The sequence below is a fragment of the Lawsonibacter faecis genome, assembly GCF_014287675.1.
GTDB classification, from domain to species: Bacteria; Bacillota; Clostridia; order Oscillospirales; family Oscillospiraceae; genus Pseudoflavonifractor; species Pseudoflavonifractor faecis.
On the sequence record NZ_JACOPQ010000001.1, the window covers coordinates 254,696 to 267,485 of the forward strand.

General features: G+C 63.3%; 12 protein-coding genes. 5 read left to right on the forward strand and 7 right to left on the reverse strand.

Going from position 1 to position 12,790, the window contains the following annotated elements:
* Positions 1 to 205: 205 nt before the first annotated feature.
* The 7 genes from H8S62_RS01175 to H8S62_RS01205 form a co-directional block, all read right to left on the reverse strand.
* On the reverse strand, positions 206 to 469 hold the full coding sequence (locus H8S62_RS01175; protein WP_155145130.1) for a (2Fe-2S) ferredoxin domain-containing protein: 264 nt from the start codon (positions 467 to 469) through the stop codon (positions 206 to 208).
* Positions 469 to 2,169 (reverse strand): [FeFe] hydrogenase, group A, encoded by a 1,701-nt coding sequence (locus tag H8S62_RS01180; RefSeq protein WP_186918233.1) that lies wholly within the window; start codon positions 2,167 to 2,169, stop codon positions 469 to 471. The genes H8S62_RS01175 and H8S62_RS01180 overlap by 1 nt, the downstream gene beginning before the upstream one ends.
* Positions 2,170 to 2,172: 3 nt before the next feature.
* The gene (gene nuoF, locus H8S62_RS01185; protein ID WP_155145125.1) at positions 2,173 to 4,050 is read right to left on the reverse strand and encodes an NADH-quinone oxidoreductase subunit NuoF; all 1,878 of its coding nucleotides are present in this window, start codon (positions 4,048 to 4,050) and stop codon (positions 2,173 to 2,175) included.
* A 1-nt stretch (position 4,051) separates the two neighbouring features.
* Complete coding sequence (locus H8S62_RS01190) at positions 4,052 to 4,528, reverse strand: NADH-quinone oxidoreductase subunit NuoE family protein (protein WP_155145124.1); 477 nt, start codon at positions 4,526 to 4,528, stop codon at positions 4,052 to 4,054.
* A gap of 131 nt (positions 4,529 to 4,659) precedes the next feature.
* The gene (locus tag H8S62_RS01195) at positions 4,660 to 5,835 is read right to left on the reverse strand and encodes a SpoIIE family protein phosphatase (protein ID WP_186918234.1); all 1,176 of its coding nucleotides are present in this window, start codon (positions 5,833 to 5,835) and stop codon (positions 4,660 to 4,662) included.
* Positions 5,828 to 7,498: a [Fe-Fe] hydrogenase large subunit C-terminal domain-containing protein gene (locus tag H8S62_RS01200; RefSeq protein WP_186918235.1), complete on the reverse strand. Its 1,671-nt coding sequence runs from the start codon at positions 7,496 to 7,498 to the stop codon at positions 5,828 to 5,830. The genes H8S62_RS01195 and H8S62_RS01200 overlap by 8 nt, the downstream gene beginning before the upstream one ends.
* The gene (locus H8S62_RS01205) at positions 7,495 to 8,139 is read right to left on the reverse strand and encodes a redox-sensing transcriptional repressor Rex (protein WP_155145116.1); all 645 of its coding nucleotides are present in this window, start codon (positions 8,137 to 8,139) and stop codon (positions 7,495 to 7,497) included. Before H8S62_RS01205 ends, H8S62_RS01200 begins: the two co-directional genes overlap by 4 nt.
* Positions 8,140 to 8,304: 165 nt before the next feature.
* Here H8S62_RS01205 and H8S62_RS01210 point away from each other — a divergent pair, with 165 nt between their 5' ends.
* The 5 genes from H8S62_RS01210 (at position 8,305) to H8S62_RS01230 (ending at position 12,765) form a co-directional block, all read left to right on the forward strand.
* Positions 8,305 to 9,288 (forward strand): multidrug resistance efflux transporter family protein, encoded by a 984-nt coding sequence (locus H8S62_RS01210; protein WP_186918236.1) that lies wholly within the window; start codon positions 8,305 to 8,307, stop codon positions 9,286 to 9,288.
* Between the two features lie 297 nt (positions 9,289 to 9,585).
* The gene (locus H8S62_RS01215; RefSeq protein ID WP_186918237.1) at positions 9,586 to 10,080 is read left to right on the forward strand and encodes a PTS sugar transporter subunit IIA; all 495 of its coding nucleotides are present in this window, start codon (positions 9,586 to 9,588) and stop codon (positions 10,078 to 10,080) included.
* Between the two features lie 35 nt (positions 10,081 to 10,115).
* On the forward strand, positions 10,116 to 11,039 hold the full coding sequence (locus H8S62_RS01220) for a class II fructose-bisphosphate aldolase (RefSeq protein ID WP_155145111.1): 924 nt from the start codon (positions 10,116 to 10,118) through the stop codon (positions 11,037 to 11,039).
* Positions 11,040 to 11,154: 115 nt separating this feature from the next.
* Positions 11,155 to 12,435 (forward strand): PTS transporter subunit IIC, encoded by a 1,281-nt coding sequence (locus H8S62_RS01225; RefSeq protein ID WP_155145110.1) that lies wholly within the window; start codon positions 11,155 to 11,157, stop codon positions 12,433 to 12,435.
* A 27-nt stretch (positions 12,436 to 12,462) separates the two neighbouring features.
* Positions 12,463 to 12,765 carry a PTS sugar transporter subunit IIB gene (locus H8S62_RS01230; RefSeq protein ID WP_155145108.1) on the forward strand — a complete coding sequence of 101 codons (303 nt, stop codon included), beginning with the start codon at positions 12,463 to 12,465 and terminating at the stop codon, positions 12,763 to 12,765.
* The last annotated feature ends 25 nt before the right edge of the window (positions 12,766 to 12,790 follow it).

Consider the following 12,790-nt stretch of genomic DNA (forward strand, 5'->3'; position numbering starts at 1 on the left):
GGGGCTGAATCCCGATGCAGGACGTGATATGATGCCGGGCCACCCGCTCGGGCAGGTCCCTTCGGGAAAATCGAGAACGCAGAGGAGGTCTCCCCCCTGCGGCATATGTCCCCCCCACCGCGGGGAAGGTTAGCAGGACGGCGGCCTCATCCGGTCTCGCCCCGGCTTCCCGGCCAAGGGATGCCTTGGGGCGCGGCCGAAAAGCTCACTGCCTCCCACGCTCCAGCACGGGGAGGACGGTCTCCCGGAAGAAGCTGCGGGCCTCCTCCGGCTTGACGTGGTAGACCGCGCCTTCGAAGCTGACGGCCACGCCGGGCTCGGCGCACTGCTTCATGCAGAACGCGCCGTTGAAGGTGAGGGTGTCGTCGGGGAGATGGTACTCCTCAATCATCTGCTGGAAGGTCTGAATCACATTGTAGGAGCCCTTCAGATGGCAGGAGGAACCGATGCACACGCTCAGCGTCGCCATCACTCCGCCCCCTTTGCCAGCGGATACTCCACGTGCAGCAGCTCGTGGACCTTACCCTTCAAAAGTCCGCCGTAGAGCTCCATCATCAGCGGGTTCTCCTCGCTGCGCTTGATACGCGAGACCTGATCCGCCTTGTAGAGCCCCTCGCTGCGCTCGGCCTGCTCCTCCGCATGGGCGAAGGGCTGACCGCCGCCACTGATGCAGCCGTTGGGGCAGGCCATAACCTCCACGAAGTCGTAGTGCTCGCCGCCCCGGATGCGCTCGATGAGGGCGCTGGCGTTGCCCAGGCCGCTGACGATGGCGATGCGCAGATTTCTTTCCCCGTAGGGCACGGTGGTCTCCTTGACCCCCTCCAGCCCGCGGACGCCCTGGAAGGCCAGGGTTTTGAGGGCGGTGGCCGACTTGTCGGAGGCCAGACGGCGCAGCACCGCCTCAGTGACGCCGCCGGTGACGCCGAAGATGACGCCCGCGCCGGTCTTGTAGGCAAAGGGCATATCCACCGCCTCGGGCACCAGCTCCGAGAAGACCACGCCGGACTCCTTCACCATGCGGATGAGCTCCTGGGTGGTGAGGACATACTCCACGTCCTGCCCCTCCCCGGAGCAAAACTCGCTCCGGGCGGCCTCGAACTTCTTGGCGGTGCAGGGCATAATGGCCACATGGACCGCTTTTCTGCGGCCCGCGGTCCTGTTGTTCTCCCGGATGACGGCGGCAAACATCTCCATGGGGGATTTGCAGGTGGAGACATTGCCCATCAGCTCGGGGTAATTCTTCTCGCAGAACTGCACCCAGGCGGGGCAGCAGGAGGTGAAAAGAGGCCAGTCGTGCTCTCCCTCCTCCAGCCGGCGGAGCAGCTCGTTGGACTCCTCCAGGACGGTGAGATCCGCGCCGGTGGAGGTGTCGTACACCTCGTCGAAGCCCATATGCTTCAGGGCGGCCACCAGCTTGCCGATGGCGTTCTCGCCGGGCTCCATGCCCATCTCCTTTCCCAGGCCCACCCGGACGGCGGGGGCAATCTGGGCGGTGACCTTCACATCGGGGTCGTCCAGCAGGGCCCAGACCCTGGCGGTGTCGTTCTTCACCACGATGGCCCCGGTGGGGCAGACTGCGGCGCACTGGCCGCAGCCCACGCAGGGGGACTCGGCGATGGGCACCTCAAAGGCTGTGGAGATGGTCATCTTCGCGCCCCGGTGGGCAAAGTCGATGGCGCCCACATTCTGTACCTCGTTGCACATACGCACGCAGTCCCCGCAGAGAATGCACTTGTTCTGGTCCCGGACGATGCTGACCGAGGACTCGTCCAGCTTGGGCTCGGCGGCGGTGTTGGGAAAGCGCACCCGGTCGATGCCGAAGCGCATGGCCAGGTCCTGGAGCTTGCAGGAGCCGTTGTTGCCGCAGGTGGTGCAGTCCCGGCAGTGGTTGGCGAGGAGCAGCTCCAGAATCATCTTGCGGTACTTGCGCAGCCGCTCGGTGTTGGTGCGGATATCCATCCCCGCCTTGGGGGGCGTGGAGCAGGCGGCCTCCATGCCCCGCGGCGTCTCCACCATGCACATGCGGCACGCGCCGTAGATAGACAGCTCCGAGTGGTAGCAGAAGGTGGGCAGCTTGATGCCCACCTTGCGAATGAGCTCCAGGATGTTCTTCTCGCCCTCAATGGCGACGGGAATCCCGTCGATGGTCAGAAATTCCTGTTTCACCATGGCTTAACCCTCCTTGACGGCGTGGAAGGGACAGGCCTCCACGCACGCGCCGCACTTGATGCACTTGTTTGCGTCGATGGTGAAGGGCTCCTTCACCTTACCCGTAATGGCGTTCACGGGGCAGTTGCGGGCGCACTTGGAGCAGCCCTTGCACTCGTCCGCCTCGATCCAGATGCGTTTGAGCTTCTGGCACTGCCCGGCGGGGCAGCGCTTTTCCCGGATATGGGCCTCGTACTCATCCCGGAAGTACCGAATGGTGCCCAGCACCGGGAAGGCGGCGGTCTTGCCCAGGCCGCACAGGGCGGTGTTGGAGATCATGTCGGAGAGCTCCAGAAGGGTCTCGATGTCCCCCTCCTCGCCCCGGCCGTCCACGATACGCTCCATAATTTCCAGCATCCTTCGGGTGCCCTCCCGGCAGGGGACGCACTTGCCGCAGGACTCGTTCTGGGTGAAGTTCATGAAGAAGCGGGCCACCTCCACCATGCAGGTGGAGTCGTCCATGACCACCAGGCCGCCGGAGCCAATCATGCCGCCCACCTTCTTGAGGCTGTCGAAGTCCAGTGGCAGGTCCAGATTGGTCTCAATGAGGCAGCCGCCGGAGGGACCGCCGATCTGGACCGCCTTGAACTCCTTCCCGTCCTTGATGCCGCCGCCGATATCGAAAATAATCTCCCGCAGGGTGGTGCCCATGGGGACCTCGATAAGGCCGGTATTCTCAATATTGCCCGTAAGGGCAAAGGCCTTGGTGCCGGGGCTTCCGGCGGTGCCGAAGCTCTGGAACCACTCCGCCCCCTCCCGAATGATGCGGGGCACGTTGGCGAAGGTCTCCACGTTGTTGAGGACGGTGGGCTTGTCGAAGAGGCCGTGCTCCACGGTGCGGGGAGGCTTGACCCGGGGCATGCCCCGCTTGCCCTCGATGGAGGCGGTGAGGGCGCTGCCCTCGCCGCAGACAAAGGCGCCCGCGCCGCGGTTGATGTGCATTTTAAATGAGAAGCCGGTGCCCAGGACGTTCTCTCCAAGAAGGCCCCACGCCTCCGCCTGGGAGATGGCGGTGCGCAGGCGCTCCACCGCCATGGGGTACTCGGCCCGGACGTAGATATACCCTTCGGCCGCGCCGCAGGCCAGGCCGGCGATCATCATGCCCTCCAGGAGCCGGTGGGGGTCCCCCTCCATGATGGAGCGGTCCATAAACGCGCCGGGGTCACCCTCGTCGCCGTTGCAGACGATGTACTTCTCCTCGGTCTTCTGGGCCTTCACCTGGCTCCACTTCTTCCCCGCGGGGAAGCCGCCGCCGCCGCGGCCCCGGAGTCCGGAGTCGGTGACGGTGCGGATGATGGCGTCGCCGTCCATCTCAAAGAGGGCCTTCTCCAGGGCGGTGTAGCCGCCGATGCCCAGATACTCCTCGATGGAGGTGGCGTCGATATGGCCGCAGTGTTCCAGCACCAGGCGGGTCTGCTTCTGGTAGAAGGGGATCTCGTCCTGCTTCTCGAAGACCTTGCCGTTCTGGTGGTAGGCCAGGCGCTCGATATGCTCGCCGCCCAGGATGGTCTTTTCCACAATCTCCTCGCAGTCGGCCACCTTCACCTTGGTATAGAGGTAGCCCCAGGGCTCGATGCGCACCAGGGGGCCCATCTCACAGAAGCCGTGGCAGCCGCTTTTCTTCATGCCCACCTCGTGCTCGTGGGGTTCCTCCTCCAGCCTGACGGCACAGTGGATGCCCCGCTCCTCCATCAACTCCCTGAGGCGGTCATACACATCCAGGGAGCCGCTGGAGATGCAGCCCGTGCCTGCACAGACCAGAATCTTCTTCTCCTGGGCCGCCAGGGACTTCCCGTACAGGACGCGGGCGGCGCGGAGGTCTTCTCTCGTCTTCAAATGCATCTTACAGTTCCCCCTTCAGCTCTTCAATGAGGGCGGCGGCCTTGTCCGGGGTCATGCCGGGGTAGACCTTGTCGTTGACGGTGAGCACCGGGGCCAGGCCGCAGGCGCCCAGACACGAGACGGTCTCCACCGTGAAGCCCAGATCGTCGGTGGTGCGCTTCTTCTCGGTGAGGCCCAGCTCCTTGCGCAGGCGCTCCAGGATGGGGACGGATTTGCGGACATGGCAGGCCGTGCCGTCGCAGACCTTGATGACGAATTTGCCCTTGGGCTCCAGGGCAAAATTCTCATAGAAGGTGGCCACGGAGTAAATCCGTGCCTGGCTCACCCCCAGCTTCTTGGAAAGGTATGGGAATATCTCCCGGGGCAGATAGCGGTAGTGCTCCTGGATGTGCTGGAGGATGGAGATGACCGCGCTCTCGCCGGTGCCCAGCTCGGCCAGAACGCCGTCCACCACGGAGTAGTCGAAGGATTGGCTCATAATGTACCTCCTGATTGGTTTTTCTATGTTAAGATTCGGAGGAAAAACCCTCCTCCCGCGCCGGAATGATAAGCTTTTTCGTCCTGGCAATGCTTGCGGACAGACCGTCCGCAAGGGCTGCACGGTTCACACTAAAAATACCTGACCTCCACCCGCTTGCCCATCTCCCTCAGGCATCTGGTCAGCTCGTCCACCAGATGCATCTTGATATTGAAGCTGATGGGCAGGCCGGGGTTCTGGTGGGCGGGGTTGGAGGCCCGGCCCACGAAAAAGCGGATGTCGGTGGCCTCCTCGAAGAGCATCCGGGCCGCCAGGGAGGCCCCGTCCTTCTTATACCGCCAGTCGGTGTACCGGGAATTGTCCCCCAGGTAGTCCTGGGCGTACTCCAGCACGCGGCCCATGGTGATGACTCCCTCGGTGACCAGGTCCACCCCCTCGATCCTCGCGGTGGGCGGGATGGCCGGGTCCACATAGACCGGAAGCCCCGCCTCCAGCGGCTTGCCCAGGTACTCCGCCGCCAGGGTGGAGGTGGTGCCGCCGCAGACGATGTGCTTCCCCGGCAGGGCGAAGAAGTCCCCCATCATCCCCGGCAGGTCCTCCGGGTTCTGGGGCGGGCCGATCATCAGCGAGAGGGGCCTCCGCCGCCGGATACGGACGGTGCAGGCGGTGGTGTCGTCCCCGGGGTGGCCGCCGTACAGCTTTCCGCACTCGCCGGTGAGCATGGCGGAGACCGTCTTGGCGGTGTTCTGCGGGTCGTACATGGTCTCCAGGAAACGGATGATGTCCTCCCGCTGCCAGCCGAAGTTGAGATTCATCCCCACTCCGGCGTGGATGGCCCCGTCGCTGATGGCGACGAAGGTGTCGTCCTCGTGGAGGTCCACGGTGGATTTGTAGATCCTCTTGCCGTCAATCTCCTCCACCGCCGCGGGGTAGTCCAGGTGTTTGCCGTCCCGAAGGAGGATGACGTGGGGATTGTCGTATTGAATCAGCTCCGCCTGGTTGTTCTGGCCCACCCGGAGGATGGAAAAGGTGGAGTAGGCCACCTTCCGCACGCTGCACACCGGCAGGGTGGCGGCGATGGTGTGGACGCAGTCGGCCAGGGTGAGGCCGTTTGCCATCATGGTGCAGATGATTTTGGCGGTGAGGGTGGACAGGATGCTGGCCTTCACGCCGCTGCCCAGCCCGTCGGCCAGGACCACCACCAGGGAGCCGTCCTCCTGTTCCACCATCTCCACCTGGTCGCCGCAGAGCTGCTCCCCCCATTTGTTGAGGCTCACGTAGCCCACGTCGGTGCAGAATTCATTCATGTCCCAGCGACTCCTTCAGCTTGGTCAGAGCCACCTTGGTCTCCGCCGTGGTCTCCCCCAGAAGGGAGGCGATCTCCTGGACCGTGCGCATCTGCTTGGCAATGATTTTATCGGTAATCTCCACGGTGGAGCGGCTCATCTCCTCCCGCTGGGCGCGCCGGCGCTCCTCGTCGGTGATGTCCCGCATGGCGCAGATGAAAATGCGGTAGCTCTCGTCGAAGGACACCCGCTGCTCCACGTACTTGTCGTACCGCTCCAGGTAGAGCCGGGGGTTGCGGACCGTGCGGCCCAGCTCCAGCGTCTCGCAGAAGACCTGGGGGTCCAGGATGTCCGCCATCTGCGCGCCGCGCAGCTCCTCGCCGTCCATCCCCAGCAGCCGGCAGGCCGACTCGTTGAACTGCTGCACCCGGAAGTCCTCGTCCAGGGCCAGGATGGCGTTGGTGCTGCTCTCGATGATGTGGTCGGAGAAGGACTCGGCCTTATCCTTTAAGTAGGGCAGGCACATCGTGACCTCCGCCTTGCCCGCCAGTACGGCGGCTGCCTTGTCCCGGCAGGTGTCGTACCCGCAGGAGCCGCAGTTGAGCTCGTCGGAGGGCTTGGTCTTGCCCATCTGCCGCAGGACCTCTTCAATGGCCGCGCTGCCCGGCTTCACCGCGCCGGTTGTCAGCAGGCGGAAGGGCTTGCGCAGCTTCTCCGGCTCCGGCTGGACAACCGGGAAGTCCCTGGGGCCAGCGTAGCGGTCCACCGCCACATAGTCCCTCACTGCGGCCCGGCGGTTCTTGCCCATGGCAGGGCCGCCGATGCAGCTCCCCGCGCAGGCGGACATCTCGATGAAGCACTTGCCCAGCTTCCCCGCCGCCACGTCCTGAATGGCGGTGATGCAGTTTTCAATGCCGTCCACGGCGATGTAGGCGTACTCCGGGTCCTTCTCGGCCATGGTGCGGAGGATCCCCCCCGTGGTGGGGAAGAGCCGGGCGCGGCTCTCGGCGCTGCCGTCGGCCACCCGATCCAGCTCGATATGCTCCTCGGCCATCCAGGCGGACAGCTCCTCAAAGGTGAGCACGCAGTCCACCACGCCGGGGTAGCTCTCGGCCTCGTCCTTTTTGGAGATGCAGGGTCCGATGAAAACGGTCCGCGCCTCGGGGCAGCGCCGCTTGATATCCTTGCAGTGGGCCTGCATGGGGGACAGCACGTGGGCCAGGGCCCCCAGGGCCTCGGGGTAGTACTTCTGCACCAGCAGGTTCACGGTGTGGCAGCAGGTGGAGATGACCACCTGCTGGCCCTCCCGGACGATGCGCTCATACTCGGTTTTCACGATGGTGGCGCCCACGGCGGTCTCCTCCACCGCCGCGAAGCCCAGGGCCTTGAGTGCCTTCTCCAGGGCGCCGACGGTGGCCCCGTCCCAGCAGGCCACAAAGGAGGGGGCCAGACTCACCCACACCGGCGCGCCGGTGGCAATGAGGGCCTTGGCGGCGGGCACGTCGCTGCGGACCTCCTTGGCGTTCTGCGGGCAGGCGACAAAACACCGCCCGCAGAGGATGCACTCCTCGGGGACGATGTTGGCCTGATGGTCGGCGAAGCGAATGGACTTCACCGGGCAGTTGCGGATGCATTTATAGCAGTTTTTACAGTTGGACTTTTTGAGGCCGATATAGTCCGTCATACCGCATCCTCCTCACTCTCACGGAGCTTTTCCGCCAGGTGCTGGGACAGCACCGCCAGGGAGACCGCCATATTCTCGTCCTGGACCAGAACCCCTGCCGGTACGGTGAGACGCACGGGTGAGAAGTTCCAGACGGCCAGCACCCCGGCCTCAATCATGGTGTCGCACACCTTCTGGGCCGCGGCGGCGGGGACGGTGATGATGCCGATCTTCACCTTCATCCGCTCACACAGCTCCCCAAGCCGTGAGACGGGAAAAATCTGCTTGCCGTTTTCCAGGACGCCCTGGCGGGTGTAGTCCGCGTCAAAGGCGGCCACGATGTCCAGCCCGTAGGTGGAGAAGCCGTCGTAGCAGAGCAGCGCCCGGCCCAGGTTGCCCGCCCCCACGATGACGGCGGTATCCACATTGTCGTAGCCCAGAAACTCCTCGATGTCCCGGATGAGGCCGTGGGTGTCGTACCCCACCTTGGGCCTTCCCCGGTCGCTGACGGCGGCCAGATCCTTGCGCACCTGTACGTCCCCCTGGCCCAGGGCCTGGGCAATGGCGGTGGCCGAGATATTGACGGTGCCGGGGGGTAGGCTCTTGAGATAATTCAGGTACAGCGGCAGGCGCTGGAGAGCCTGCCGGGAGATGGAGAGCATGGCCTCCCCTCCTTTCTCAATCTTTTCGTATCGATATTATAATATCGATATAAAAGGCTGTCAATGACTTTTTCGGCATTTTCCCGATTCTTTTGGGATGGCTTGCCAAGGTGCGGCTTAGCGTGTTATTCTATAGTTTAAAGAGTAAATTAACGGAGGTCGGATATGGTCAAGTCGGCGGTTCAGTCGGATACCCGGACGGGTCAGAAGGCGGTGGCACTGGGGCTTCTCGCCTCAGTCTTCTTCTCCTTTACTTACGTGCTCAACAATCTCATGGCCCTGGAGGGAGGGAGCTGGCTCTGGACGGCCAGTCTGCGCTTCTTCCTCTCCCTGCCCATCCTCTTCGTCATGGTGCTGCTTCGCGGCACCATGGGCAGGACCATGGCCGTCATCCGAAAGGCGCCAGGGAAATGGCTCCTGTGGAGCACGGTGGCCTTCGGCATTTTTTACGCCCCATTTGCCTTTGCGGCGGCCTACGGCCCCTCCTGGCTGGTGTCGGGCACGTATCAGTTCACCATGTTCGCCGGGGCGCTGCTCACCCCCCTGTTCTGGACGGTCCGGCAGACGCCGGACGGCCCGGTCCGGGAGCGGGGGAAAATCCCCGTGCGGCTCTTCCCCGCCTTCGCGGTGATTCTGGTGGGGGTCTTCCTCCTCCAGGTGGAGCACGCCCAGCAGACCAGCTTTCTCTCCCTCCTGCTGTTCTCCCTGCCTGTCCTTCTCTCCGCCTTCGCCTATCCTCTGGGCAACCGCAAGATGATGGAGCTGGTGGGGGATAAGCTGGGCGTGATTGAGCGGGTCTTCGGCATGAATCTGTGCGTGATGCCCTTCTGCATCGTGCTGGCGATTTTCGGCGGAATTTCCGCCGGGGCCCCCTCCTCCGGGCAGATGCTCCAGTCTCTGGCCGCCGCCTTCTTTCCCGGGATCTGCGCCACCCTGCTCTTCTTCCACGGGACCCAGCTTGTCCGGGGGGACCCCCACTGGCTGGCCCTGGTGGAGTCCACCCAGTGCGGCGAGATCCTTCTCTGTCTGGCCGGGGGCGTGTTTCTCCTGGGCAACCCCATGCCCGGCGCGATGGGCGCTGTGGGTCTGGCACTGATTGTGGTGGGCATGGTCGTGAACAGCGTGCTCCAGAGCAGGACGGGCCGCTGAGTATTCCCACGTCCTCATTCGCTGCGCCGTCCTCTCATACCATTCCGCGCCCCGCGGCCCGGCCGCGGGGCGCTTTTCTGTTCTTTTTTGCCGAAAAAGGCCTGACCAATTTACATACCGGGGCCCGGCTGACCAATTATGTCACGTTTTCGGCCTGAATTTCAGGGTCCTTTTCAAAATATTCACTGTATTTCCACGGTTTCGACGCAATTGAACAATGTCTGGCACGCCCCTTGCTCAACATAAGTGCCAGCAGGAGTTTAACTGATTCGGGGTCTCCGGGCCCCACAGAGGGAGGTGAGTATTATCAGCAGTCAAGCAGACAGGGCCCCCGCCGTTTTGGGCTGCGTGGCCCACGGGACGGACTGCGAGTCGGTCCTGCGGGAGCTGGCCGGCCATCTGGAGGCCGGCGGCATGGTGAAGAGAACCTACTGCCAGGCCGTGCTGGACCGGGAAAAGTCCTATCCCACCGGCATCCCCGCGGAGCCGGTGGCGGTGGCCATCCCCCACAGCGACCGGAACCATGTTCTGGAGACCGCCGTCCTGGTGGCGAAGACCGAACGCCCCATCCCCTTCCGCCGCATCGACGACCCCGACGCGGAGGTGGAGGTCCGGGTTGTCTTCATGATGGCCATCGACTCCAGCCAGGGGCAGCTCGACACCATCACCCGCGTCATGGACCTTATCCAGGACCCCGGCATCATCGAGGCTGTCGCCGCCTCCAGCGACCCTGAGGAGATCCGGTCCATCGCGGAGCGCGCTTTTTCCGGCTCTCAGACCAGGCCCGTATAAGCGAGGCCCCCAAAATATGATTTGGAGGAATTGTCATGCCATTTGTCCACGAAAACGAACTGCTGGAGCACGCCCGCAGGAAGGGCTACGCCGTCCCCGCGTTCTTCCCCTTTAATTTTGAGTTTATCGCCCCCATTGTGGAGGCCGCCGAGGAGGAGCGGGCCCCCGTCATCCTGATGCAGGGTCCCGAATTCGTCAAAAGCTTTGGTGAGCATGTCTTCACTCAGGCCATGCTAACCGCCGCACACTACGCCAAGGTCCCCGTCACCCTCTCGGTGGACCACGCCTTCGTCACCGACGACAAGGCCATCCCCAACGCCACCCGGGACCTGGCCCTGGGCTGGAACTCCGTCATGCTGGACGGCTCCCTCCTCCCCTATGAGCAGAATGTGTCCATGACCCGGGAGATGGCCGTCATCGCCCACAACGCGGGCGCGGCCTGCGTGGGCGCCCTGGGCGAGGTCCGCCGCTTCTTCCCCCAGGCCCAGAACTATGCCGGCGCCTTTGAGGAGACCTTTGTGGTGCCCCCCGAGATTATGACCGACCCGGACCAGGCCGCCGAATTCGCGGCCGAGACCGGGGTGGATACCCTGGCCGTCTCCGTGGGCCAGTACGTCCGCTCCCTCTGGGACGGAGAGCTGCCCCCCTTCAAGCGCACCGGACGGCTGGACTTTGCCCGGCTGGACGCCATTCTGGAGCGCACCGGCGGGGTAAACCTGGCCCTCCACGGCTCCTCCCATGTGGTGGAGGAGGACCTGCGCGAGTGCGTGAACCACGGCGTGAACTACATCAAGGTGGCCTCCGAACAGGCGCTCATCTGGGCCAACGAGGTGCGCAGGCTGGTCACCGCGGACAAAAACGTCATGTTCCCCGAGGATATCCAGAAGCCCGCTCTGGCCGCCGTCAAGGAGTCCGTGCGGCGCTATATCCGCCTCTTCAACGCCAGCAATCAGGTCTAAGCCCTTCGTGTGTGTGGGGCGTGCCTGAGGCGGCCGGTCTTCCGGTGAAAATTCCAGCCGGTCCGGCTCTGCAGTCACGCCCCGGGGATTTGTTATTTTATGGAGGTGTCAATTAATGAGTTATATCGCTGAGGCGCTGAACTGGTTCGGAAAACTGCCCGGTCCCGTGATGATGTTTCTGATCTTCCTCGTCTTCAACCTCATCCTCCGCATCAAACCCGGCAAGGCCATCCGCGCGGCCTTCATGTACGCCATGGGCCTCTTCGCCCTGTCCACCTTCGCCTTCGACATCTTCCTGGGCACCGTGGTGGGCGTGTCCAACGCCATGGTGGAAAACCTGGGACTCACCATGACCGTGGTTGACTTCGGCTCCGGCGTGACCCCCATCATCCTCTCCAACCCCGTGGTGGTCTGGGCCATTCCCGTGGGCATCGCGCTGAACATCGTGATGCTGCTTTTGAAGCTCACCAAGACCATGGACGTGGATATTTACAATATGTTATACTTCTGGGGCACTGCCGGCGTGCTGGTCTATGTGTCCACCGGCAATTTCTTCTTCGCCATTCTCGCCATTATCATCACCGGCGTGCTGACGCTGAAGATTGCCGACTGGACCGCCCCCCACATCCACAAGGTCCTGCCCCAGTACACCGGACTCTCCTTCCCCTATGTCTACAGCGCCTTCTACGCGCCGGTGGCCTACTGGTTCAACAAGCTCTTTGACAAAATTCCCTTCATCCGGGACTCCAACATCTCCGCCGAGACTATCCGCAAGCGCTTCGGCGTCATCGGCGAGCCGGGCATCATGGGCTTTATCCTGGGCGTCATCATGGCGCTTCTGGGCCGGTACGGCTTCGCCGACGTGCTCCTCACCGGCATCAAGTTCGGCGCGTCCCTCTACTTCATCCCCCTGAGCACCAAAATTCTCATTGAGGGCCTCAACGAGACCACCACCGTCATGACCGACTGGGTGAAGCGCAAGTTCAAGGACCGTGAGGTCTACATCGGCCTGGACGGCGTGCTGCTGGCGGGTCTTCCCGAGTCCCTGGCCGTGGGCATGCTGCTGGTGCCCATCGCCCTTATCGTCTCCGTTATTCTCCCCGGCAATAAGGTGCTCCCCGTGGGGATGCTGTCCGTGGGCTTCATTCTGGTTGCCATGTTCATGCCATTCTTCAAGATGAACATTCTCAAGGGCGCCATCTTCACCGTAATCGTGGTCTCCTGCGAGATGTACATCGGTACCATCCTGGCCCCCGTATTCACTGAGATTGCCATCTCCGCCGGCTATGAGATCCCCTACGGCGCCATGCAGATCACCAACGCCGCAAACTTCCCCAATCTGCTGTGCGTCAAGCTCTTTGAGCTGGTGCAGTACGTCATGTCCCTGTTTGGATAGCCGTCCGATTGAAAAGAGGTCTTGAGTATGAAAACACAGAGAACCCTGCTGGTCATCTGCGCCCTCGGCTACGCTACGTCCACCATGATCAAGAAGTCCATCACCGAGTTTTTTGAGGCCCAGGGCGTCGCCAACTGGACCGTCGACACCATCGGCCTTACCATGGCCAAGGACCGGCTGGACACCGCCGACCTCATTGTCTCCTCCCTGGGGCTCAACCAGACTGAGTACAAGGTGCCCGTCCTCAACGGCGTGCCCCTCATCAGCGGCATCGGCAGGGACGCCGTCCTCCAGGAGATTCTGGACAACGTCAAACGGCTCGACGGCTGACCGGCCCAGGAAGCCGGAGCGCGCC

What these genes read in the sequence shown, in the direction of transcription:
- H8S62_RS01195 (WP_186918234.1), bottom strand. Translation starts at nt 5,835, where the DNA reads ATGAATGAATTCTGCACCGACGTGGGCTACGTGAGCCTCAACAAATGG.
- H8S62_RS01210 (WP_186918236.1), top strand. Translation starts at nt 8,305, where the DNA reads ATGGTCAAGTCGGCGGTTCAGTCGGATACCCGGACGGGTCAGAAGGCG.
- H8S62_RS01200 (WP_186918235.1), bottom strand. Translation starts at nt 7,498, where the DNA reads ATGACGGACTATATCGGCCTCAAAAAGTCCAACTGTAAAAACTGCTAT.
- H8S62_RS01205 (WP_155145116.1), bottom strand. Translation starts at nt 8,139, where the DNA reads ATGCTCTCCATCTCCCGGCAGGCTCTCCAGCGCCTGCCGCTGTACCTG.
- H8S62_RS01175 (WP_155145130.1), bottom strand. Translation starts at nt 469, where the DNA reads ATGGCGACGCTGAGCGTGTGCATCGGTTCCTCCTGCCATCTGAAGGGC.
- H8S62_RS01230 (WP_155145108.1), top strand. Translation starts at nt 12,463, where the DNA reads ATGAAAACACAGAGAACCCTGCTGGTCATCTGCGCCCTCGGCTACGCT.
- H8S62_RS01225 (WP_155145110.1), top strand. Translation starts at nt 11,155, where the DNA reads ATGAGTTATATCGCTGAGGCGCTGAACTGGTTCGGAAAACTGCCCGGT.
- H8S62_RS01180 (WP_186918233.1), bottom strand. Translation starts at nt 2,169, where the DNA reads ATGGTGAAACAGGAATTTCTGACCATCGACGGGATTCCCGTCGCCATT.
- H8S62_RS01190 (WP_155145124.1), bottom strand. Translation starts at nt 4,528, where the DNA reads ATGAGCCAATCCTTCGACTACTCCGTGGTGGACGGCGTTCTGGCCGAG.
- nuoF (WP_155145125.1), bottom strand. Translation starts at nt 4,050, where the DNA reads ATGCATTTGAAGACGAGAGAAGACCTCCGCGCCGCCCGCGTCCTGTAC.
- H8S62_RS01220 (WP_155145111.1), top strand. Translation starts at nt 10,116, where the DNA reads ATGCCATTTGTCCACGAAAACGAACTGCTGGAGCACGCCCGCAGGAAG.